Raw genomic sequence first — 21,796 nt, 5'->3', positions numbered from 1 at the left:
GGCCGTAACTTGTCATGGCCTGCGCTCGCGGCGTTCTTCGTCGTACGCCGCTTTCAGTTCGCGGATACGCGCATCCACGGCCGACAATTCAAAAAAATCGCCGTCGCCGGCACGCCGGGCAATTTCCAGTTGCTCGATGGCCGCCTGCAGCGCCCCTTGCAGCGCATAGACCTCGGCCTGGGCACGGTGCTGCGCAGTCTGTTTGCCGAGCGCCGCGTTGGCCCGCGCCAGCAAGGTCCACAGACGCAAATCCCCGCCGCGCTGCTGAATCGCTTGGCGCGCCAGCGCCACCGCCTGCTCGGCGCGACCGGCGGCCAGTAGGGCTTCTCCCAGCGCGTAGCGCACGCTACGGCTGGCGGGAAAACGACGCTGCGCGTCCTGCAAAATCTCCACCGCCGCAGCCGGCCGCCGCGCGGCCAACTCCGCCTCGGCCGCCAGCGTGTAGACAAAGGGCGAAGGCGCGGCATCGGTAAGCAAGGCACGCGCGCCGCGCACCGCCTCATCCACCATACCGGCGCGCAATTGTGCCCGCACCAAGCTGTAATGCACGGTCTGATCGGCCGCGGGTTCGGCGGCACGCATTTGCAGTTCCTTCAAGGTATCGACCGGAGAGCCGCCGGCCGCGCGCAGCTTGGCGCGCACGTAACGGAAATCGGTGGAATCGAGCACCTGACGGTAGCGCATCTGGCTGACACGATTTTCCATGTCGGCAATCCGCGCAGTAGTCAGCGGATGGGTGCGCAGGTAGGCCGGCGCATTGTTTTCATACAGCCGACTGTTGCGTTGCAGGCGCTCAAAAAATGACGGCATGCCGCGCACATCGAAACCTGCCCCTTCCAAGGTCTGCAAGCCAACGCGATCGGCTTCGCGTTCAAGATCGCGGGTGTAGGCCAGTTGCGACTGAATGGCGCCGGCCTGTCCAGCGGCCAAGGCCGCCTCGCTGACTTCGGAATTGCTGCGCGCAGCCAGAATAGCCACCAGCATCGAAGCCAGCATGACCATGCCGGCCTGGCTCTGCTTGCCCACCAATTGCGCAATATGGCGCTGGGTAACGTGGGCAATCTCGTGACCGAGCACCGAGGCCAGCTCGGATTCCGACTCGGCGGCCAAGATCAGCCCGGTATGTACCCCGATATAACCGCCGGGCAGCGCAAAGGCATTCAAGGTGTTGTCGCGCACCACGAAAAACGCCAGCGTCTGCTCGGGATTGGGGCTGGCGGCCACCAACCTGCGCCCCAACCCTTCGAGGTATTCCTCCACTTCCGGGTCGTCCAGCCAGGCCGGGTCGCGTGCACGGATGTCTTGCATGATGGACTGGCCGAGCCGACGTTCGGCCAACGGTGAAAGATCGCTGGCGGCCACATCCCCCAGATCGGGCAGGTCGATTGCCGCCACGGGGCGGGCCAGCGCAAGGCAAAGCAGCAGGGCAAGAGATCGGCGCATCATCGGGTGCTATGATAACGCCCGTTTGCCAACGGTTCCGCACCACATGTATCCGCTTGTAGGGCTCCACCGGCGCCCCCGCAGACCTCAGCATCCGCCTTCCCGATGAGCGACGCCCTCACCCATTTCGACGCCGACGGCCAGGCCCACATGGTCGATGTCGGCCAAAAGTCCGAAACCCACCGTGTGGCCGTAGCCGCCGGGCGCATCCGCATGCAGCCGGCCACTTTTGAGATGGTCCGCTCAGGCAGCGCCAAAAAAGGCGATGTGCTCGGCATAGCGCGCATCGCCGCCATCCAGGCCGCCAAACGTACCAGCGAGTTGATCCCGCTGTGCCACCCGATTCCGCTCACCCGCGTGGCGGTGGAGTTCGACCTGGACCAGGCGGCCAGCACGGTGGCTTGCATCGTCACCGCCGAGACCGTCGGCCGCACCGGGGTGGAGATGGAAGCGCTTACCGCGGCCAGCGTGGCGCTACTCACCATCTACGACATGTGCAAGGCGGCCGATCGCGGCATGACGATCGAAGCGGTACGCTTGTTGGAGAAAAAGGGCGGCAAATCGGGGCACTGGATCGGCGCTTGAGTCTAGCCAAATTTGACGAATCTCAACTCGGACGATGACCCCGTCCTGCTAGACTGCGCCGCGTGAATCCACGCGGCATCCTCTCCCCCCTAACCTGGCATCTGGCGTTGCGGCTGGCGCTACTGGCCGCGCTCGCCCAGCTTGCGCTCGGCATCGCCAGCGCCCAGCACCAAGCCCGCATGCTGGCCGGGGCAATGAATACCTGGGCGGCAATCTGCACCGCCGACGGTGTTCAATACATCAATCTGGATTCACCGCTTGGGAAGACGCCCGCTGGCGAAGACAGCGTCCGACTGATCGGTGGCATGCAGTGCGCGGTATGCGCCGCGGCCCTGCTCGATCCGGTGCCGACGCAGGCGCGGGGGCTGGTCGCCGCCCCCACGGCGGCAGCCAAGCGGCTGATGCCGCCAACAACGCTCGCTCCACCGGCTGCGGCGCCGGGCCTGCTACCCCGGCCGCGTGCGCCCCCCGCACTGTCCTGACCCCTCCTCTGTCGCTTCCGCCGTCCTTTCGCGCAGCTAAAAAGCCGCCGCGAAGCGGTGTCATGCGCTCATCCCGTCATCGAAACCATGCGCCCGCAGCGCCGCCTGTGCGGCCCTGTCTGCCGCGCGCTCACAGTCAGGAATCACGTCTATGCAACATCGTCAAACCCGTATCGCCGCAGCGCTGATCGCGCTGCCTTTCACCTTGCCGGTGGCCGCCGCAGAAGAAACCACCCTCGCCCCTCAGGTGGTCACCGCCGCGCCGATGAATGAACCCCTTACCGTGGTCACCGACCCGCGCGCAGCGCGCCAACCTATTCCCGCACTGGACGGCGCCGATATCCTCAAGACCATCCCCGGTTTCTCGGTGATCCGTAAAGGCGGCACCAGCGGCGACCCGGTTTTCCGCGGCATGGCCGGCTCGCGGCTCAACATCCTACTCGACGGCGAGAACATCCTGGGCGGCTGCGGCGGCCGCATGGACCCGCCCACCGCTTATGTCTTCCCGGAATCCTATGACCGCATGACGGTGCTCAAAGGCCCGCAGACCGTAATCCACGGACCCGGCAACTCGGCCGGCACGGTGCTGTTCGAACGCAGTCGCGAACGCGCGAGCGAGGCCGGCGGCGCGGCAGACGCCAGCCTCACCGCAGGCAGCTTCGGCCGCCTCGACCTGATGGGTGAAGGCCGCTTTGCTACGCCGGACTTCTATGTGCGCGGCACCGCAACCCGCACACGCGCAGACGATTACGAGGACGGCGACGGCAACGATGTGCACTCCGCTTACAAGCGCTGGAGCGGCACCGTGGCCCTGGGCTGGACGCCGGATGACGACACCGCGCTGGAACTGACCTATGCGCGCAGCGACGGCGAGGCCGCCTACGCCGACCGCACGATGGACGGTTCCAAGTTCGACCGCGAGAACATCGGCCTGCGCTTGGCGAAGCGCAAGCTCAGCCCGGTGGTCGAGAAGTTGGAAGCCCTGGTCTATCGCAACTACATCGACCATGTGATGGACAACTTCAGCCTGCGCGACGGCACCATGCCCGGCATGCGCATGGTGAACAACCCGGACCGCCTGACCCGCGGCGCGCGCGTCGCCGCCGACCTGCGTCTGGCCAAGCCGACCCTGCTGACCGTCGGCATCGACGGCCAGCGCAACGATCACACGCTGCGTTCAGCCATGGGCGTGAATGCGGAAGAAGCCTACCGGAACAAAGCACGTACCACCGACGCCACCTTTCGCAATCACGGCGCGTTCGGCGAACTGCGCCACGACCTCACCGAACAGGACCGCCTGATCGGCGGCCTGCGGGTCGACCGTTGGCGCGCGCAGGACCATCGCAGCGGCGCCATCGTCACCGCCGGGCAGCGCCGCAACGACACACTGACCAGCGGTTTTGCCCGCTGGGAGCATGACCTGGCCCACAGCGCGGCCACCGCCTATGCCGGCCTGGGGCGCAGCGAGCGCTTTCCGGATTACTGGGAACTGATCTCGCAAAACAAGCAGAGCCTGACCACCAATAGCGCCTTCCTGACCAAGCCGGAACAAACCACCCAGCTCGACCTCGGAATCAACTGGAACGCCGGCACCGTGTCCGGCAGCATCTCGGCCTTCTACGCCGACATCGACGACTACATCCTGATCGACAAGGTCACCAAGGGCGGCGGCCTCACCACCGTGCGCAACATCGACGCCCGCAGCTACGGTATGGAAGCTGGCCTGGCCTGGCGCTTCGCCCGCAACTGGCAGACCGACGCCAGCCTCGCCTGGGTCCGCGGCCACAACCGCACCGACGACAGCGCGCTCGCGCAGCAACCGCCGCTCGAGGCGCGCTTCGGCCTGAACTGGGACAACGGCACCTGGTCGGCCGGCGCACTGTGGCGGCTGGTGGCCGCACAAAACCGGGTCGATCCGGGCAAGGGCAACATCGCCGGTCAAGATATCGGCAAAACTGCCGGTTTCGGGGTGTTCTCGATCAACGGCGGCTACCGGATGAACAAGAAAGTCAAGATCGTTGCCGGCATCGACAACCTGTTCGACAAGAAGTATGCCGAGCACCTGTCAAGAAGCGGCGCAGCAATCCCCGGCTATGAGGCCGATACCCGGGTCAATGAACCCGGCCGCAGCATGTGGGTGAAGGCCGCGCTGACCCTGGACTGAGCATCGCAGCAACGGGCGGCACCCAAGCCGCCCGTTTCAGCTAGCGCAGGTGGATGCTGCCGATTCCCAGCAAGCCCATCACGCCGATGATGATCAGGTAAAGCGCGACAATGTAATTGAGCAGCTTGGGCACCAGCAGCACGAGAATACCGGCGATCAGCGCCAGTAACGGCGCAAGGCTGATTGTAAGATTCATGTGGTGTGCTCCATGTTCGCATCGACCACCGAGCGACACGCCGGCGATCCAGGGCGCGCAGTGTGCCGCCGGCGCGGCCGCCAGGCAAGTCGCCCGCCAATGTTTTTTACTCCCAGCTCAAGGCCCCACCGCTCTGATATTCGGTCACCCGGGTTTCGAAGAAATTCTTCTCTTTGCGCAAGTTGGCCTGTTCGTCCAACCAGGGCAACACATTGTGCGCGCCGGGAAAGGGCTCCGCCACACCTAGTTGGCGGGCGCGACGATTGGCAATGAAGCGGAACTGACCAAGGTGCTGCGCCGCCGAGTAGCCGAGGATGGGCTCACGCAGAATGTAGCGGGCATAAGCCGCTTCCACGGCCTCGGCTTCCTCCCACAGCTCACGCACCCGGAGCGGATCGAGGGTGAGATGCTCCTCTTGCAGCAATTGGCGCACCACCCGGATGCCAAATGCACAATGCAGCACCTCGTCGCGCATGATGTATTGCAACTGCTCTGCCGTGCCCTTCATGAGCCCACGACGCTGTAGCGCAAAAATGGGGGTAAAGCCGTTGTAAAACCAGCAGCCTTCAAAGATACCGGCAAAAAAGAGGTACGAAAGCGCAAATTCGTGCAGGTTATCGCGGTTGGCGAGATCGAAGTCCGAGCGCATCACGCATTCCAGGCGACGATTGGCTAGCGCGATCTTGCCGTAGATCTCGGGCACCACGCGGTAACGGTTGTAGATCTCTTGCTGGTCCAGGCCCAGACTTTCAATGCAATGCTGGTAGGTCCATGTGTGCAGCGCTTCCTCGTACACTTGGCGGGCCTGGTAGATTTGCAGCTCGGGTGCGCTCATCTTTTCCATCACCGCCAGGCCGATGTTGCGCATGGCCAGAATGTCCGAGGTGGTGAGATAGGCCAACACATTCTCGAACACATGGCGTTCGGCCGGGGTCAGCCGGTGGTGGTAGTCGTGCACATCCTGCGCCATGGAGATTTCCAGCGGCGTCCAGTGGTTTTTATTGGCATTGAGAAAAAATTCCCATGCCCACGGATAGCGGAAAGGTGCCAGCTGGTTGATGTCGGCGCGACCGTTGACTACGCGCTTGTCTAACGGATTGACCGGGGCCAGTGCCGGAGACGGGGTCATCTGCGTCACTGCATCGGTCTGGGCGTTCGGTACGGTGATGGCGTCCGGCGTGCGGGCAGCCGCCTTGTCATTCCAATCATCGAAACGGTAAGCACTCATTGGCAGGCCTCGCAATCCGGGTTGTCGATGGCGCAAAACGGCGCCGCGGCAGCCACCCCGGCAGTCGGTACGCTGGCTTTTTCCATCGCCGTGGCACCCAGGGTACGCAGGTAGTAGGTGGTCTTCAGGCCGCGGATCCACGCCAGACGGTAAAGCTCGTCGAGCTTGCGCCCGGACGGGGTGGCGACGTAGAGATTCAGAGACTGTGCTTGGTCGATCCACTTCTGTCGGCGCGCGGCGGCCTCCACCAGCCAGACCGGATCGATCTCGAAGGCCGTGGCGTAGCGCGCTTTGAGATCGGCGGGCACGCGGTCGATGGGAGCGAGCGAACCATCGAAGTATTTGAGGTCGGCGATCATCACCTCATCCCACAATCCAAGCGCCTTGAGTTCTTCGACCAGGTATTCATTGACCATGGTGAATTCGCCCGAGAGGTTGGACTTGACATACAAATTCTGGTAGTCCGGCTCGATCGAGGCCGACACGCCAACGATATTGGCGATGGTCGCGGTGGGGGCGATGGCCACGCAGTTGGAGTTACGCATGCCATGACGCACGATACGTGCACGCAAAGACTCCCAATCGAGCTTGCCGCCGCGCGCGACTTCGACATAGCCGCCTCGCGACTGAGCCAAAAGCTCCAGGGTATCGACCGGCAGCACGCCGCGCGACCACAGACTGCCCTCGAAGCTGGCATAGCGCCCGCGCTCTTCGGCCAGCTCGGTTGAAGCCAGATAAGCGTAGTAGCACAAAGCCTCGGCAGAGCTGTCGGCAAACTCCACTGCATCGTCGGAGGCGTAAGCCACCCCTAAGCGATGCAGGCAATCGGCAAAGCCCATCATCCCCAAACCCACCGGACGGTGACGCAGATTGGCATTGCGCGCCTTGGGCGTGGCGTAGTAGTTGAGATCGATGACGTTGTCGAGCATACGCATGGCCGTGCGCACCGTGCGCGCAAGCTTGTCATGATCCAGGCTCCAGCGGCCGTCGGCGCCCTGGATGAGATGAGCACACAGATTGACCGAACCGAGGTTGCACACCGCGGTTTCATCGCACGAAGTGTTCAAGGTGATCTCGGTACACAAATTGGAGCTATGCACCACGCCCACATGCTGCTGTGGCGAGCGAACATTGCAGGCGTCCTTGAAGGTGATCCAGGGATGCCCCGTCTCGAACAGCATCGTGAGCATCTTGCGCCACAGTTGTAGCGCCGGAATTTTCTTGAATAACCTCAGCTCGCCTCGCGCCGCACGCGCCTCATGGGCCAGATAGGCGGTCTCGAAGTCGCGTCCGAAGCACTCATGCAGATCGGGTACATCGACCGGTGAAAACAACGTCCATTCGCCGCCTTCTATCACCCGCTTCATAAAAAGATCCGGAATCCAGTTGGCGGTGTTCATGTCGTGGGTACGGCGGCGCTCATCGCCGGTGTTTTTACGCAAATTCAGAAACTCCTCGATATCGAGATGCCAAGTCTCCAGATAGGCGCACACGGCCCCCTTGCGCTTGCCGCCCTGATTCACCGCCACGGCGGTGTCATTGACCACCTTGAGAAAGGGAATTACCCCTTGACTTTTGCCGTTTGTGCCGCGGATCAGGCTGCCCAGTGCGCGCACCGGGGTCCAATCGTTGCCCAGTCCCCCGGCATATTTTTGCAGCAAGGCATTCTCTTTGATCGCCTGGTAGATACTTTCGAGGTCATCGGCCACGGTGGTGAGATAGCACGATGACAACTGCGCATGTCGCGTACCGCTGTTGAAAAGCGTCGGCGTGCTGCACATGAAATCGAACGAGGCAAGCAGGCGGTAGAACTCGATGGCACGCGTCTCGCGCTCGGTTTCGTTGAGCGCCAAACCCATCGCCACCCGCATGAAAAAGGTTTGCGGCAACTCGATACGGGTCTCATCCACATGCAGAAAATAGCGGTCGTAGAGCGTTTGCAGGCCAAGGTAGTTCAAGCGTAAGTCGTTGGCAGCATCCAGCGCGGCAGCCAAGCGCGGCAAGTCAAACTCACCCAGGCGCGGATCGAGCAGTCCCGCTCTAATGCCGCGCATGATGAGCGTGGGAAAGCACTCCGCGTAGCCCGTAATCATCTGCGCATGACTGACCGGGCGACCCAGTACCTCCACGCGTAAATCGTCAAGCAGCAAGCGGGCGGCGACCTTGGCGTAGGCCGGCTCGCGCTCGATCAGTGTGCGTGCTGCCAATACCAAGGCTTGGCGTACCGCAGCCATCGGCACACCGTCATAAAGATTGGCCAGCGCATGTTCCAGCACGGTGTCGGCAGATACGCCCGACAACCCCTCGCAGGCCTCCACGCACCGTGCGCGTAAGGTCTCGCGCTCCAAAGGGATGCATCGATCGCCATCGACCGCATGCAGCAGCGGTTCGGAACCAGCCCGCTTGCAGTCCAGAGCGGCCGCGCGCTCGGCGGCGCGCCGCTCCCGGTACAGCACATAAGCGCGCGCCACGTCATGGCAACCCTCGCGCATTAGCGCAAGTTCAACCTGGTCCTGGATGTCTTCGATATGTACCGTGCCGCCGCCTGGCAGGCGGCGGGTCAACGCCTGCACCACGACAGTTGTCAGGCGCAGTACCAGATCGCGAACCCTCGCCGACACCACGCTCTGCTCGCCCTCGACGGCAAGAAAAGCTTTGGTCATTGCCAACGCGATCTTGTCAGGATTGAAGGGAACGATCACGCCGTTGCGGCGGACCACCTCGAAGGCACCGGCCGCCTCAACCGGCGCGAACGGCGCAGGCCGATTGCGATGGACTGCGGACTCGGCTCCACCATGGCTGGAAAAAACCTGCATGCTTTCACTCCCGTAGCATTGGCTGCGGGATGTCGGCACGACACGAGGCAATGCGGACAAAGGCCGCACGCTCCGCCGTGGGGACACCCCGCCCCAGGTCAGAAAAACGGCCCACGGATCGGGGCCGGATCGGCGTCGGCAGGTCTCCTGGCTCACGGGTCAGCGCCCGCCACCCGCCTTCCCGGAAAACAGCTTTTCCAGTGGCTTGAAACGGTGGCGGACTCGCCGTCTACAGTTGCGGGGGCAGCTCCGGCATTGGGACGCACAGGCGGTGCGCACCTAACCGGATTCCCTTTTCATCCCTCGCGGGAACCGTCGCGGCCGGCAGTGTATCGATATGCCGGTCGGTTGCGCAAGCCAAGATACTATATACAGACGCCTGCTTTGATTGAATTACTAAATCTAGTACTAACTTTTCAATAAGTAGTGTCAGCCCAGGATATAGCGGCACTCTGGCTGCCTAAAAAATGACTTCACGAGTTCGGGGAGCTTCTGGATGCTACGCAAAGCACGGAGTGCGAGTCGCTTCATCTCCTCGGCGCTCTCGACCAACTGGCTCGAAACCTTCCGCTTCACATGAGCCCAGACTGTTTCGTCCGGGTTCAGCTGCGGCGAGTAAGGCGGCAAATAGAACAACTTGAGCTTGCCGTCCAAGCTCTCGATGTAGCTCTTGACCATCTTTGCCTTGTGAATCGGATGACCATCGACGATCAGAAAGACCGGTTTCTCGGCATTGAGCATCAAGCGCTTGAGGAACTCGACGAACACTTTCGCACCGACCGAGCCCTCATGCAGCATGAACCGAAATTCGCCCTGCGTGCCGACGGCCGAGATCATGTTCAGCGAGAAGCGCCGACCCGTCGCCTGCACCACCGGCGTCCGGCCTTGTGGCGCCCAAGTCGTGCCGGTGTGGTAGTCCGAGCGGATGCCCGACTCGTCGCCAAAGTAGATCGTTGCTCCGAGCCGCTTGGCTTCAGCGCGAATCGCGGGGTAGGTCTCCGTCTCCCAAGTGCGCACCAGGACGGGGTCTTGCTGCCACGCCTGGTAGAGCGGCTTCTGGGCGCTGAAACCCAGGATCTTCATCAGGCGGTGAACCGAGGAGACCGACAGCTCTTTCTTGAATTGGCGTTTGATCAAGTGACGAATCAGAGACAGCGTCCACAAGCCGAACTCGAACTTGAACTGCTGCGGGTTGTGGTCACGAACCGCATTGGCAATCCACGAAAGCTCCTCGGCGCTGAGTTTGCTCGGGCGTCCCGGAATCGGCTTGGCGAGCAATGCGTTCTGTCCGCCATTGGCAAAATCGGCGAGCCACCGGAAAACGCTGCGCTCATTCACGCCATACGCCGCCGCGACGCTTTGCACCGTCTGCCCGTCACGTACCGCTTTGACGGCCTGCTGCCGCATGACCTGCAAGGTGTGATGATCGAGAGCTCGGCCGTCGGAAAGTCGTTTGCATTTCATAGGCCATATTATCGCTCACATGACACTACTTATGGGAAACTCAGTATTTCTACTCTGGAAAAACGCAACACATGCACGCACGCTCAGCATCTCGGGCAGGCCGGCTGTGGCACCGGCACCGGGCGGCCGTCATAGCCGAGTGCGACCATCGTAAAGCGGCCGCGGGTGCACAGACGACGCTGGCCGGTGAGCAATTCTTCCGCATGCATGATCACCTCCACGGTCATCGAGCTGTTGCCTACCTTGAGCACCCTGGCTGCCAGATCGACGATTTCGCCCTCGAGCACCGGCGCATGAAAATCGATGCGCTCGGAGGCCGCCATGACCACCGGCATGCGCGCATAGCGCGCTGCGGCAACCAGCGCGGCTTTGCCAAGCCAGGCCAACGCCTGACCGCCGAACAAGCTGCCGAAGTGGTTGGTGTGTCCCGGAAACACCATTTCCACCATGGATGAAACCGGGCCAACCCCTTCGTGCACAGGTAATGCCCAATCCACGACATTTGACCGCCCCCGTTCGCCGCCGACCGCCACCAGCGTGAACAAACCGCCCAGGCTGTCCTGACGCTCACCGCTTGCCAGGTCTTCAGCGATCACCCGCACTGCCACATCCACCGAGCGAGTACCACGCCGCACCACTTCGCCGGTCAGCTCCACCAGTGTCCCCTGCGCAATCGGCGCATGGAAATCGATCTGCCCGCTGCAAGCGGTCACCATCGGCCGACGGGTTGCCCGCGTTGCGACCAGGAAGGCAAGCTTATCCATCATGGATAGCGCCGCACCGCCGAATAAGGTGCCGTGATGATTGGCCTGCTCGGGAAAGACCACATCGACCATCACGGTCGGCGTGGCCGCGTCCACCGTGTTTTTCGACAACGTCTGAGCACTGTCAACGGCCGTCCCCACGACGGCCATGCACCCTTGCTGTTGCATGCAGATCTCCTCGAAGCATGTGACAGAAGGAGGTATGCACAGAGAAGGCAAGCCGGTGAGTCCGGCACCCGCGCAAGGCTTCTACCAGGTCAAAGACCAGGCGATAGGGCATGCACGCTCCTCCGGGGACACCCCGCCCCTGTCAGGATTGATTGACATCGCACACGGCAGGTCTCCTGGCTTGCGGGTCATCGCGTCGTGCCAGCCTTCCCGGCGATCACGCCAGTGGCATGGAGTTGGCACGCAGCTCTCCGCTCACAGTTGCGGGGGCAGCTCCGGATTCAATGCAGCAAGCACGTCACCGGATTCCCTTTTAATTGCCGTCAGCGTTTCGAACGGCAAACCGTGGGCGACGGGCAGAGTAGCCGACGGATAGAAGAGGTGTCAAACGAATCAGTTTTACCCTCAGTACGGCTGGCCAAACAGCAGGTAGTAACGCGGCTCGCCGATTTGCGACGCATAAGCCGCGCCGACGTAGAACGGTCCAAGCACCGTATCGGCGCCCATAAACAACGACATCGAATTGCGCGAGCCCGGATCATCGACGGCCAGGGCGTCGTTGCGCAGCTGGCCCAACTCCACCGTACCGCCAAGATACACGCCGCGACCGAGCGCCTCGGGCAGGGTGGCAATGCGGCGATAGTATGAGACGTTCATCAGCACCACCCGGTCGGCAGCCAATTCGCCATAGCGGTAACCGGACAGACGAAACAGCCCCCCCAAGGTGTAGCGTCCTGCGGAGGGCAGATCGCGGTCCGGACTGCCGGCCGCGGTAAGACTCAGCATCAGGGTGTGTGGCCCCCGTGAAGCTGCCCAGGACGCGTCCAACTCCAGATAGCGGTAGTCGAGGTCGCTGCCAAAGCGCGTGCGGTGCCACTCGCCCAAAAGACGCGCGCTGTAGCCACGGCGCGGAAAGAACGGGCTGTCCAAGCGGTCGAGCACCGCGCTGGCGCGCAGCTTGCCTTGCGCCACCGATTGATCTGGATACACCGCCGCGCCGCTGACGATGTCGGACTTTTCACGTCCGCGATGCCAGCCAATGCGCAACTCGCCCCATGCTCCAACTTCAAAACCCAGGTCCACCCCTGCGCTGCGCTCCCGTACATGAAAATCCGCCGCCTTGCGGCCATCCTGATACACCGGCACGGTACGACTGCCGGTCTGTAACACCGGAGCCACGAACCACCGGCTCTTCAAACCCAGCGGCTGAAACAGCTCTGCGCGCAGGCGGTTGGTGGTGCCGATTTGCAGGTCGACATTGAGCCGTCCTTCCCAGTCGTTGATCCAACGCCGCGACAGCCCGGCAAACAGCGCCACGGCGCCATCGCCTTGCAAATCCGCCGCCAGGCCGCCACCAAAGCGCAGATAGTTGGGCCCCCAGGATTTGTCGATGGCCTCCACTTTCAGCCGGCCATAAGCGCCATCGCGCTCGATGCGGTAGCGCAGCCGTTCGAAATCGCCTTGCGCATAGAGCTTTTCCAGATCCTCCTCCAGCGCGGCCGCATCCAGGGCCGCGCCGGTGCGTTGGCGCAGGCCGGCCAGCACGCCATGCGCCGGCACATGACGCGCCCCTTCCACTTCGATGGCACTAATCACCGGCGCCGGACGGCGCAGCGGCAATTGCCGACGAGCCTGCCACGCGGCAAACGTGGCTTCATCCACCGCAAAGCGAGCAAGTGAGGCGGCTGCAGCGCGCGCAGCCTGCTCGCCCAGCGCAATGGTCTCCAGTACCCGGTCAAAGTCGCGCGAAGTGATGTCGCCCAGGTCCACTTCGATCAGTGCGTCTTCGGCACCCAGCCGCGCCAGTTGCTGTTGTACGTTTTGTTCCAGCGCCAGGTTGATTGCCTGCAACACGATCTCGGTAGCCGAAGTCAGCCGCTCGCGGCCCATCGGCGGGGTACCGAGATTGACTGCGATGATCCGCTCGCCGCAGAGCTGGCGACCCACATCGACCGGCAGATTCATCACCAGGCCGCCATCGACCAGCAGCCGCCCCTGATGTTCTATCGGCAAAAATACGCCAGGCACCGCCATGCTGGCGCGCATCGCCCGCCACAGCGGTCCGTTTTCAAGCACCACCAAGGCACCGCTTTCAAGGTCGGTGGCAATGGCGCGGTAGGGCAAGCCCAGCGTGTCAAAACTGCCAAGCGACTCGGCATCGCCCGCCAAGCCGGTCAGAAAGCGGTCCAACTGCTGGCCGGCAATCGCGCTTTGCGGCATCAGCAAGCCGCCCGCGCCCCAGCCCAGAGTAATGGCTGCACGGTTGCCGGCCGCATCCTGTTTTTCGCGAAAGGGCTGGCGGTCCCGTGGCAGCGCATTTTGGAACATCTCCACCCAGTCGGCAGCGCGCACCCGGCGCTCCATTTCTTCCAACGTCATACCGGAAGCGTAGGCGCCGCCGACGATCGCGCCCATGCTGGTGCCCACCACGCAGTCGACCGGCACGCGCAGCGCCTCCAGCACTTTGAGTACGCCCAGGTGCGCCACCCCGCGCGCGCCCCCGCCGGACAAAACCAGCGCCACACCGGGGCGGATTTCGTCCACATCATCGGTTTGAGGCGCGCTGGCCGCTACAGCCAAGACGCTGTGCGAAGAAAACACCACCAGCGCGGCAATGAGCATGAAGCGCATCAGGACGCGGTGCATCAAGCCTCCAGACGGCGCAGGACGCGCTCCATCGCCTCGGCCAGCGCTTGCAGGGCATTGAACCGTGCGCGTTTGGCGCGCCCACGCCCCCACACCAGCGAGGAGCCCGCACCGGCCAAGGCGCCGATCCACCAGACATGCCCCGCGGCCAGCGCCAGACGGCTGGCGCCCGAAGCCAGCAGAATTTCGGCGCTGCGCGCGCCAAAATCTTCGCTGCGCTCGATCAGGCTACGCGAACGGTCGCTGAACGTCACCAAAGCCAAAAAAGCGAGACCCGCCGAACTGGTGAGCCAACCACCCTCAGGCTGGGCATCTTGCAGACCCTGCAGCCCGCGGGCGGCCAGCACACGCTCGACCGCCCGCAAGTCGGGCCGGTCGTCCCGACCCTGTTCAACGATGACACACATCAACAATTCGGCCGCCACGTCCTCGATATCGACCGGCACGATGTCTGGATAGGCCGCCAGTGCCGCCTGCAACTGGGCCAAGGATTCTGCCGCCTTGCGCTGCAAGGCTTCATGGGGCGTGCCCTGGGCATCGACCACGCCAAGTGAGCCATCGGCCCAGTGGGCGCGGAAAGCAGGCGGCAGATGGCCGCGATTGAGCCAGTCGGCAAACCGTGCGGGCAGTTGGGCGCGAAGCGCGTGGTGCGCATCGGTCGGTTCGAGCACCGACACTTTCGCAGTCTTCAGTTGCGCGTAGCGTGCGGCATGGTTGGCAATGGTGTGCATCAGCGCGGCAAAATCCGCTTCATCGAGCGCGACCGCATCCAGCGTGGCGCCCAGCGCCCCGGCCGCGCTGGCAAAAGCCCCTGCAGCCGCAGCCCCCAACGGCGGCGCTGCCGCGCGCGCGCTGCTGAGGCCCGCGGCTGCCTTGCTCAGCATGGCACTGCCGTACCGCAAAGCCCGAGCCCCCAAATAACCTCCACCCGCGCGTGGCGTCGCGGCATCTTGGGCCGTATCGGCCGCAGGCGGCTTGCTGCCCTCGGCTAGCGTGCGCGCCGCAGCATCCAGTCCACTAGCCGCGCCACTGAGCGCCTGCGCAGTTGCGCGGGTGGCGGCTTCCACCGCTGTACTCACCGCGCCACCGACGCGATCTTTGCGCGCAACCGCCTCATGGAGGTTGGCACTGGCGGCCTGGATGACCGATTTAAACGCTTTGCGGGTCAGCACTCCCGCCCTGCGGGCCTTTTCGGGAAGCTCGGACACGGTTGCAGGTCTCTCGTGGAAAATGCGGATTATCGACCACAAAACCGCTCTCACGGTTCGCGCCGCGCGCCTGCCTGGCGGATCATACGGATGAATCGGTCGGGGTAAAACGCGCGATGAAGGGCCGGTCGATGCGTTTTTTTCAGCGCCACGCCCATTGGTCTCACCAGACCAGCGCACCCCTGGCTGCCAACCGGCCTGGGGCAAATCGGATCGCTGCGCCGGCGCTGCGCTGATGGACATGTTAGTGGTAAAACTCTTCCTGCTAGACCTGTCCAACATTGGCTGCATCGAACGGGTAGTGTCTTTTCTGGGCGTTGGCCTGCTGATGCTGGTGATCGGCGAGTTCGCCCCGCTTCCCCCGAGAGCAGCGGAGACCGCAAGATGATTGGAAACCTGGCCCGCCATTGCTGCGCCCTACTCGGCCTGTTGTTCGCCGCGGGCGCACAGGCCGAGGAGATCAACGACTATGCCTACGCCGCGCCGGTAATCATTGCCCGCCCCGCGCCCTTCCAGCGCATCGAATTGCCGATCAGTGTGTATCGGGTGCTGACCCACGACGACCTGTCCGATCTGCGGGTATTCAACGCCGACGGCGAAGTCGTCCCCCATGCGCTGGAGCCGCGTATCCTGGAGCGCAGTGCGCCGGGCACGCCGGTGGCCGTACCATTGTTCATGCTCGGTGCAGCTGCCGACAGCGGCCGTGCCCTCAATCTGCGCATCGAAACCGACGAGCGCGGCGCGGTGGTCAGCCTGGGGCAGGAATCGACCCGCGCACGCGGCCCTGCCAGGGCCTGGCTGGTGGACGCCAGCCAGATCGGCCAGCGCATCCGCGCGCTGGAACTGGTGGTAGCCGAGCACGGGCGCCAGCTATCCGGGCGCATGCGGGTGGAAGCCAGCAAGGATCTGGCGCAATGGCGCACCCTGGTGGCCAGCGCACCGCTGGTGCCATTACATACCGAAGAGCAAGAGCTGGCCCGCCTACGTATCGACTGGCCTGCCACCGAGGCCCGCTATCTGCGCCTGACCTGGTCCGGCGCTCCTCCCGAAGGTGCGCGCGAGCGGATTTTTGAAGCCGCCCGGGTCGAACCGGTGCCCGCTGCGGTCGAGCTGCCGCGCACCTGGCTTACGCTGCAAGCGCCTTTAATCCGCAAACTCGGCGATCACGACGAATATATGTTCGAAATTCCGCTGGCGCTGCCTGCGGATCGCCTGCGGATCACGCCCCCACAGGCCAATAGCGTGGTGCCGGTGGAGCTATTTGTCCGTGCGCATGGCGACGCACCTTGGCAATCGCTGGGTCGCCACCAGGTCTTCCGCCTCAGCGAGACGGCGTACGAGCGGCATAATCCGGATCTGCCGCTCAAACCGGCCGCCGAGCTGATGCTGCGCGTCGACGCTCGGGGAGGCGGGTTTGGCACGGGTTCGCCCACAGTCGAAGTGGGCTGGATCGCTCACAACCTGGTGTTTGCCGCGCGCGGCAAGCCGCCATTTACCCTGGCCTATGGGCGACATCAGGCCAGCAATGCAGCATTTGCCATCGACAATCTTGTGCCGGGCTACGGACAGGACGCCTCGTCTGCGCTGCCAATCGCCACCGCCACGCTTGGCGAAGCGGTCACAGCCGGCGGCCCCGACCGGTTGCGCGCACCGCTCGATGCCCGGCGTTGGATGCTGTGGGCGACACTACTGATTGCAGTGGCGGTGCTCGGCGCCATGGCCTGGATGTTGCCGCGCCTAAAAGAACCCACGGCGTAACGCACCGACGGCCGCGGGAAAACCCACGCTTACCGGCTACCAGCCCGGCGCGCTATGATAGCCGCGGCCACTCAGAGCGCCCGTTTCAGCGACGTAACATTCTTTCGCTTTCATGCCCGCAACACCCCAATCGGCCCGCCACAACCTGCTCGAAGACGCCCAGGGCCTGCTCGCCGGGGCGTTGTTTGTTGCTTTGTCGGTAGTTTTTTTCAAACATGCCGGCCTGTTGATCGGCGGCACCGCGGGTTTGACCCTCTTGGTGCATTACGCCAGCGGACTGAACTTTGGCCTGGTGTATTTCTTGATCAACATCCCTTTCTATGTCTTCGCGGTACGCGCGATGGGCTGGGAATTCACCCTCAAAACTTTCTGCGCCGTGCTGTTGCTGTCGGTCTATAGCGAACTGCTGCCCGCGGTGATCAGCCTGGGCACGCTGCAGCCGGCCTTCGGCGCAGTCATGGGGGGCTTACTCGCCGGCACCGGTCTTTTGATGCTGATCCGCCACCATGCCAGCCTGGGCGGCATCGGCGTGCTGGCGATTTGGCTGCAGCGCAACAAGGGTTGGCGCGCCGGCACCGTACAGATGATCGCCGACGTGCTGATCCTAGGCGCTGCGTTGATCTGGATCGCACCCTGGCTGGTGGCCCTCTCGGTGCTGGGCGCGCTGGCGGTGAATCTGGTGATCGCCATCAATCACCGTCCCGGCCGTTACTTTGGGGTTTAGCAAGCCTTCGAAAAACATAGCAAAGATGGCTTGATTCAAAGCGCCTAACATGCAGCAAGCGCAACCGATCGTAAAATCGTCTAGCATTCGGGGCCGGCGTTCTCATCGCAGTGTGTATCGCTCCGGCCACAGCGGTGACCGGACATGGAAACTCTCCTATGAGGGTTGGTCACTGTGTCGCGCAGATGGCCGAAAACATTACAACGCGGCTTGCTACCATACTCGGCCACGCACACTTGGTAGCTATGTTCACCCGCGCCATGCCCGCTTCTGTTTTTTCCGCTTCACCCCATCGCGCCGGCTGGCATAACTATGGTTTGGCGGTGTTGTCGGTGGGGGCCATCGCGGCGGTAGGAGCACCGTTGCTCGGGCATTTGGATCTGGCCAACATCGCCATGCTGTTTCCGCTTGCGGTGCTGTTTTCGGCGGTCAAACTGGGCCGCGGTCCGGCGGTGTTGGCAGCCTTTCTGTCGGTGGCACTGTTCGATCTGTTTTTTGTGCCCCCGCATTTCACCCTGGGGGTGAGCGACGTCCAGTACCTGCTCACCTTCGCGGTGCTGCTGCTGGTCGCCCTGACCACCGCAGAGCTGGCCGCACGCCTGCGTCGGCAACTCGAGGCGGCCGAACAGCGCGAGCGGCAGACCCAGGCGCTCTATGGCCTGGCACGCGAGCTGTCGGCTGCGCTGGCGGTGGAGCAAATCGACGGGCACGCCAAACGCTTCAGCCGCGAAGTGTTCGGTTGTGACGGCGCGCTGTGGCTGCCCGATGCCCAGAACCGGCTACAGCCGGTCGCTTCCGGCTGCGCGGCCGAAGCGCCACCGGCCGCGCTGGCCGTCTGGCTCAACGGACAAGCACAGCGCACCAGCGACGGCGCCGGCAAGCCGATCCGCTGGCTGCCGCTGCGCGCGCCGATGCGGGTGCGCGGCGTGCTGGCGCTCTCCGGCGAGCCTGCTGAGCCCCCTCCGGCGCCGCTGCTCGACGCCTTCTCTAGCCTACTGGCCATCGCCCTGGAGCGCCTGCATTATGTGGCCGTGGCGCGCCGCACCGAACTGGAGATGGAATCCGAGCGCCTGCGCAACTCGTTGCTCGCCGCGCTTTCCCATGATCTGCGCACCCCGCTTACTGCCATCGCCGGCTTGGCCGACGCCGTGGCGCTCACCGCGCCGCCGCTGTCTAGCGAACAAGCCGAACTGGTGGCAGCGATCGGCGCCGAGGCGCAGCGCTCCAGCGCACAGGTAGCCAAGCTGCTCGAGATGGCGCGCATCGAATCCGGCGGTGTACGTCTGCGCCGCGAGTGGCAACCGCTGGAAGAAGTGGTCGGCGCCGCGCTGCAGGCGCGCGCCTCGTTGCTGGGGCGGCATGAGCTGGCAATCGATTTACCTGCCGAGCTGCCGCTGGTGGACATCGACAGCGTGTTGTTCGAGCGCGTGCTGTGTAACTTGCTGGAAAACGCCGCCCAATACACCCCGCCCGGCTCACGTATCGAAATCCGCGCCCGCGCCGACGAAGACGAAATCATTCTACAAGTCGGCGACAACGGCCTTGGCCTGCCACCGGATCGTATCGACACGCTGTTTGCCAAATTCACCCGCGGCCACACGGAATCGGCCAACGGCGGGTTCGGTCTGGGCCTGGCCATCGTGCAAGCGGTAGTTGCCGCGCACGGTGGCCGGGTGCGCGGGTTCAACCGCGCGACCGGCGGCGCCTGCTTCGAGATCGCCCTGCCGCTGGGCACCGCCCCGGCGCTGCCGCAGGAGGCCGCATGAAGAGCGTCGCGCCCGCGCCGGTAGTGGTCGTGGTCGAAGACGAGCCGCAGATCCGGCGCTTTTTGCGCAGCGCGCTGAGCGCCCACGGCTGTCAGGTGATGGAGGCGTCCAATGGCGAGCGCGGGCTGATCGAGGTGGGCACCCGCAAGCCCGACCTGGTAATCATTGACCTTGGCCTGCCGGACATGGACGGCATCGAGTTGATCCGCAGCTTGCGCGGCTGGAGCACCGTGCCGGTACTGATCCTGTCGGCGCGCACCGACGAAGCCGACAAGGTAGCCGCGCTCGATGCCGGTGCCGACGACTATCTGACCAAGCCGTTTGGCCTGGCCGAGCTGCTCGCCCGCCTGCGCGCGCTATTGCGTCGCACCGCGCTGGCGCGTAGCGGCGAACCGGCGGTAGCGCGCTTTGGCGACATCGAAGTGGATCTTGCCCAGCGCTGCGTGCGTCGCGCCGGCGAGCTGGTTCATCTCACCCCGATCGAATACAAACTGCTCGCCCACTTGGTGGCCAATGCCGGGCGCGTGCTCACCCATCGCCACCTGCTGGCCGAAGTCTGGGGCCCCAATCACGTCGAGCATACCCACTATTTGCGGGTGCATATGGCCAGCCTGCGGCGCAAACTGGAGGCCACGCCGGCTTTCCCGCGTCATCTGCTGACCGAGACCGGCATCGGTTATCGTTGGGTCTAACAGGCCGTTGAAAAACGTAGCGAGGATGGCCAGATGCAAGGCGCACGGAGCGCAGCGACCGAGACATATCAAATAGATAGGCGAGGAAGCGAGCACCGCGCAACGCCGCAGATGGCCCACCGCAGTAGTTTTTCAACGGCCTGCTAACCCTGGCCGGACAATCAGTCAGCGCCGCCAGAACGAGGGCGTGAGCACCACCAGCAGGGTGAAAATTTCCAGCCGGCCGAGAATCATGGTGAAAGACAGCACCCAGATCTGAAAGTCGCCCAAACCCTGGTAATTGCCTGCCGGCCCCACCGCGCCCAGGCCGGGGCCGGTGTTGTTGATGCAAGCCACTACTGCCGAAAACGCCGTGACCACGTCCAATCCGCTGGCGGTGAGCACCAGGGTGAGCGTGACAATGGACACCATATACAGAAAGCTGAAAGCGAGCACCGCATGCAAAATGGTATCGGGCACATTGGCACCACCGACCCGCACCGGCACCTCGGCGCGCGGATGCAGCGCACGGATCAGCTCCCGATACACTTGCTTGTAGAGCATGATCGCGCGGATCATCTTGATGCCGCCCCCCGTGGAACCCGAACACGGCGCAAAGCTGCCCAGAAACAAGATCCACAGTTGAGCGAAAACCGGCCACAGGGTGTAGTCGTAAGTCGCCAGGCCCAGCGAGGTGGCAATCGACACCACGTGAAACGACACATAGCGCAGGGTTTCGGCGAAATTGGCATGAGCGTTCGACGGCAACAGAAACAGCGTAATCATCGCCGTGCTCAGCGCCATCACCCCAAAAAACCACGGAATTTCCGGATCGGTGCCATAGGGGCGCAAGCTGCGCCGCAGCCAGGCCAAAAAATGGGTGCCGTAGTTCAGGCCAGCCGCCAGCGCAAAAATCATGGTCACGATCTCGATCGACAGGCTGTTGAAATAGCCCAGCGACGCATCCTTGCTGGAAAAACCGCCCAACCCGGTAATGGTGAAAGCATGGATCAGCGCTTCCCAAGGCGGCATGCCCGCAGCCCACAGGCTCACACCGCAGGCCACGGTGAGCAGCAGATAAACCGTCCACAAACCCTTGGCCGTTTCGGCAATACGCGGTGTGAGGCTGGTTTCTTTCAGCGGTCCGGGCGCTTCGGCCTTGAACAACTGACGCCCGCCAATGCCCAGCAGCGGCAGCACCGCCACCATCAGCACGATCACCCCCATGCCGCCAATCCAATGCATGAAGGTGCGCCATAAATTGATCGAAATCGGCAGCGTATCCAGCCCGGTAAGCACCGTGGCGCCGGTGGTAGTCAAACCCGAAGCCGCCTCGAAATAAGCGTCGGTGAAGGACAGTTCCGGCAGATAGAACAGCAGCGGCAGCGCGGCGAACACCGGCGTCAGCACCCAGGTGCCGGCCACCAGCAGAAAGCCGTCGCGGGTACGCAGATCGCGCCGGCCATTGCGGGTCACCGCCCACAGCAGGAAGCCTGCCGCCAGCGTGATAACGATGGCTTCGTCGTAAGCGTAGGTGGCGCCGTCGTCCAGCCACCACGATACCGCCAGCGGAAAACCCATGACCGCGCCGAACAGGACCAATACCAAGCCCAGCGCGTTGAGCGTTGGAAAAAAGGTGCGCATACGCCGGCCCGATTCAGCAACGGTAGCCGGCGGATGCGTGTCGCTCGAAACCCAGCACGCCTCTCACCC

The 21,796-nt window shown here is 63.6% G+C and carries 17 protein-coding genes and 2 riboswitches; of the genes, 8 read left to right on the top strand and 9 right to left on the bottom strand.

Features of this window, described 5'->3' with window-relative positions:
- Window positions 1–12: 12 nt before the first annotated feature.
- Complete coding sequence (locus DIE29_RS06210; RefSeq protein WP_114649476.1) at window positions 13–1,446, bottom strand: M48 family metalloprotease; 1,434 nt, start codon at window positions 1,444–1,446, stop codon at window positions 13–15.
- A 102-nt stretch (window positions 1,447–1,548) separates the two neighbouring features.
- On the opposite strand from DIE29_RS06210, the gene moaC reads away from it, so the two are divergent.
- The 3 genes from moaC (at window position 1,549) to DIE29_RS06195 (ending at window position 4,674) form a co-directional block, all read left to right on the top strand.
- Window positions 1,549–2,028, top strand: a complete 480-nt coding sequence (gene moaC, locus DIE29_RS06205) for a cyclic pyranopterin monophosphate synthase MoaC (protein ID WP_114649475.1) — start codon at window positions 1,549–1,551, stop codon at window positions 2,026–2,028.
- 62 nt (window positions 2,029–2,090) lie between these two features.
- Window positions 2,091–2,510 carry a DUF2946 family protein gene (locus DIE29_RS06200; protein ID WP_162860599.1) on the top strand — a complete coding sequence of 140 codons (420 nt, stop codon included), beginning with the start codon at window positions 2,091–2,093 and terminating at the stop codon, window positions 2,508–2,510.
- Between the two features lie 151 nt (window positions 2,511–2,661).
- Window positions 2,662–4,674, top strand: a complete 2,013-nt coding sequence (locus DIE29_RS06195) for a TonB-dependent copper receptor (RefSeq protein ID WP_114649473.1) — start codon at window positions 2,662–2,664, stop codon at window positions 4,672–4,674.
- Between the two features lie 40 nt (window positions 4,675–4,714).
- On the opposite strand, the gene DIE29_RS06190 is transcribed toward DIE29_RS06195, so the two are convergent.
- The 7 genes from DIE29_RS06190 to DIE29_RS06160 all read right to left on the bottom strand — a co-directional run bounded on the left by DIE29_RS06190 (window position 4,715) and on the right by DIE29_RS06160 (window position 15,164).
- Window positions 4,715–4,870 carry a DUF3096 domain-containing protein gene (locus DIE29_RS06190; RefSeq protein WP_102041904.1) on the bottom strand — a complete coding sequence of 52 codons (156 nt, stop codon included), beginning with the start codon at window positions 4,868–4,870 and terminating at the stop codon, window positions 4,715–4,717.
- A gap of 106 nt (window positions 4,871–4,976) precedes the next feature.
- Window positions 4,977–6,098 (bottom strand): ribonucleotide-diphosphate reductase subunit beta, encoded by a 1,122-nt coding sequence (locus tag DIE29_RS06185; protein ID WP_102041905.1) that lies wholly within the window; start codon window positions 6,096–6,098, stop codon window positions 4,977–4,979.
- Window positions 6,095–8,914, bottom strand: coding sequence for a ribonucleoside-diphosphate reductase subunit alpha (locus tag DIE29_RS06180; RefSeq protein WP_114649472.1), 2,820 nt, complete (start codon window positions 8,912–8,914; stop codon window positions 6,095–6,097). Before DIE29_RS06180 ends, DIE29_RS06185 begins: the two co-directional genes overlap by 4 nt.
- A 120-nt stretch (window positions 8,915–9,034) precedes the next feature.
- Window positions 9,035–9,246: riboswitch (cobalamin riboswitch) on the bottom strand.
- A gap of 97 nt (window positions 9,247–9,343) precedes the next feature.
- Window positions 9,344–10,378, bottom strand: coding sequence for an IS630 family transposase (locus tag DIE29_RS06175; RefSeq protein WP_114649170.1), 1,035 nt, complete (start codon window positions 10,376–10,378; stop codon window positions 9,344–9,346).
- Window positions 10,379–10,461: 83 nt separating this feature from the next.
- On the bottom strand, window positions 10,462–11,310 hold the full coding sequence (locus DIE29_RS14800) for an acyl-CoA thioesterase (protein ID WP_237269520.1): 849 nt from the start codon (window positions 11,308–11,310) through the stop codon (window positions 10,462–10,464).
- Window positions 11,311–11,459: 149 nt separating this feature from the next.
- Window positions 11,460–11,673, bottom strand: a riboswitch (cobalamin riboswitch).
- A 42-nt stretch (window positions 11,674–11,715) separates the two neighbouring features.
- Window positions 11,716–13,956, bottom strand: coding sequence for a patatin-like phospholipase family protein (locus tag DIE29_RS06165; protein WP_237269519.1), 2,241 nt, complete (start codon window positions 13,954–13,956; stop codon window positions 11,716–11,718).
- On the bottom strand, window positions 13,956–15,164 hold the full coding sequence (locus DIE29_RS06160; protein WP_162860598.1) for a hypothetical protein: 1,209 nt from the start codon (window positions 15,162–15,164) through the stop codon (window positions 13,956–13,958). The genes DIE29_RS06165 and DIE29_RS06160 overlap by 1 nt, the downstream gene beginning before the upstream one ends.
- Before the next feature lie 241 nt (window positions 15,165–15,405).
- On the opposite strand from DIE29_RS06160, the gene DIE29_RS06155 reads away from it, so the two are divergent.
- From DIE29_RS06155 to kdpE, 5 genes are all read left to right on the top strand, one after another.
- Window positions 15,406–15,552, top strand: a complete 147-nt coding sequence (locus DIE29_RS06155) for a DUF2339 domain-containing protein (RefSeq protein WP_205409790.1) — start codon at window positions 15,406–15,408, stop codon at window positions 15,550–15,552.
- Complete coding sequence (locus tag DIE29_RS06150; RefSeq protein ID WP_108080229.1) at window positions 15,549–16,922, top strand: DUF3999 domain-containing protein; 1,374 nt, start codon at window positions 15,549–15,551, stop codon at window positions 16,920–16,922. Before DIE29_RS06155 ends, DIE29_RS06150 begins: the two co-directional genes overlap by 4 nt.
- A 112-nt stretch (window positions 16,923–17,034) precedes the next feature.
- Window positions 17,035–17,646, top strand: coding sequence for a YitT family protein (locus DIE29_RS06145; protein ID WP_108080230.1), 612 nt, complete (start codon window positions 17,035–17,037; stop codon window positions 17,644–17,646).
- Between the two features lie 260 nt (window positions 17,647–17,906).
- Window positions 17,907–19,412, top strand: a complete 1,506-nt coding sequence (locus DIE29_RS06140; protein ID WP_162860597.1) for a DUF4118 domain-containing protein — start codon at window positions 17,907–17,909, stop codon at window positions 19,410–19,412.
- Window positions 19,409–20,104 (top strand): two-component system response regulator KdpE, encoded by a 696-nt coding sequence (kdpE, locus tag DIE29_RS06135; protein ID WP_102041931.1) that lies wholly within the window; start codon window positions 19,409–19,411, stop codon window positions 20,102–20,104. Before DIE29_RS06140 ends, kdpE begins: the two co-directional genes overlap by 4 nt.
- A gap of 165 nt (window positions 20,105–20,269) precedes the next feature.
- On the opposite strand, the gene DIE29_RS06130 is transcribed toward kdpE, so the two are convergent.
- Window positions 20,270–21,727: a TrkH family potassium uptake protein gene (locus DIE29_RS06130; RefSeq protein ID WP_114649469.1), complete on the bottom strand. Its 1,458-nt coding sequence runs from the start codon at window positions 21,725–21,727 to the stop codon at window positions 20,270–20,272.
- Window positions 21,728–21,796: the final 69 nt, after the last annotated feature.

The sequence above is a fragment of the Pseudothauera hydrothermalis genome (assembly GCF_003345255.1).
Lineage (GTDB): Bacteria > Pseudomonadota > Gammaproteobacteria > Burkholderiales > Rhodocyclaceae > Pseudothauera > Pseudothauera hydrothermalis.
This window is presented reverse-complemented; position numbering and strand designations above follow the sequence as displayed.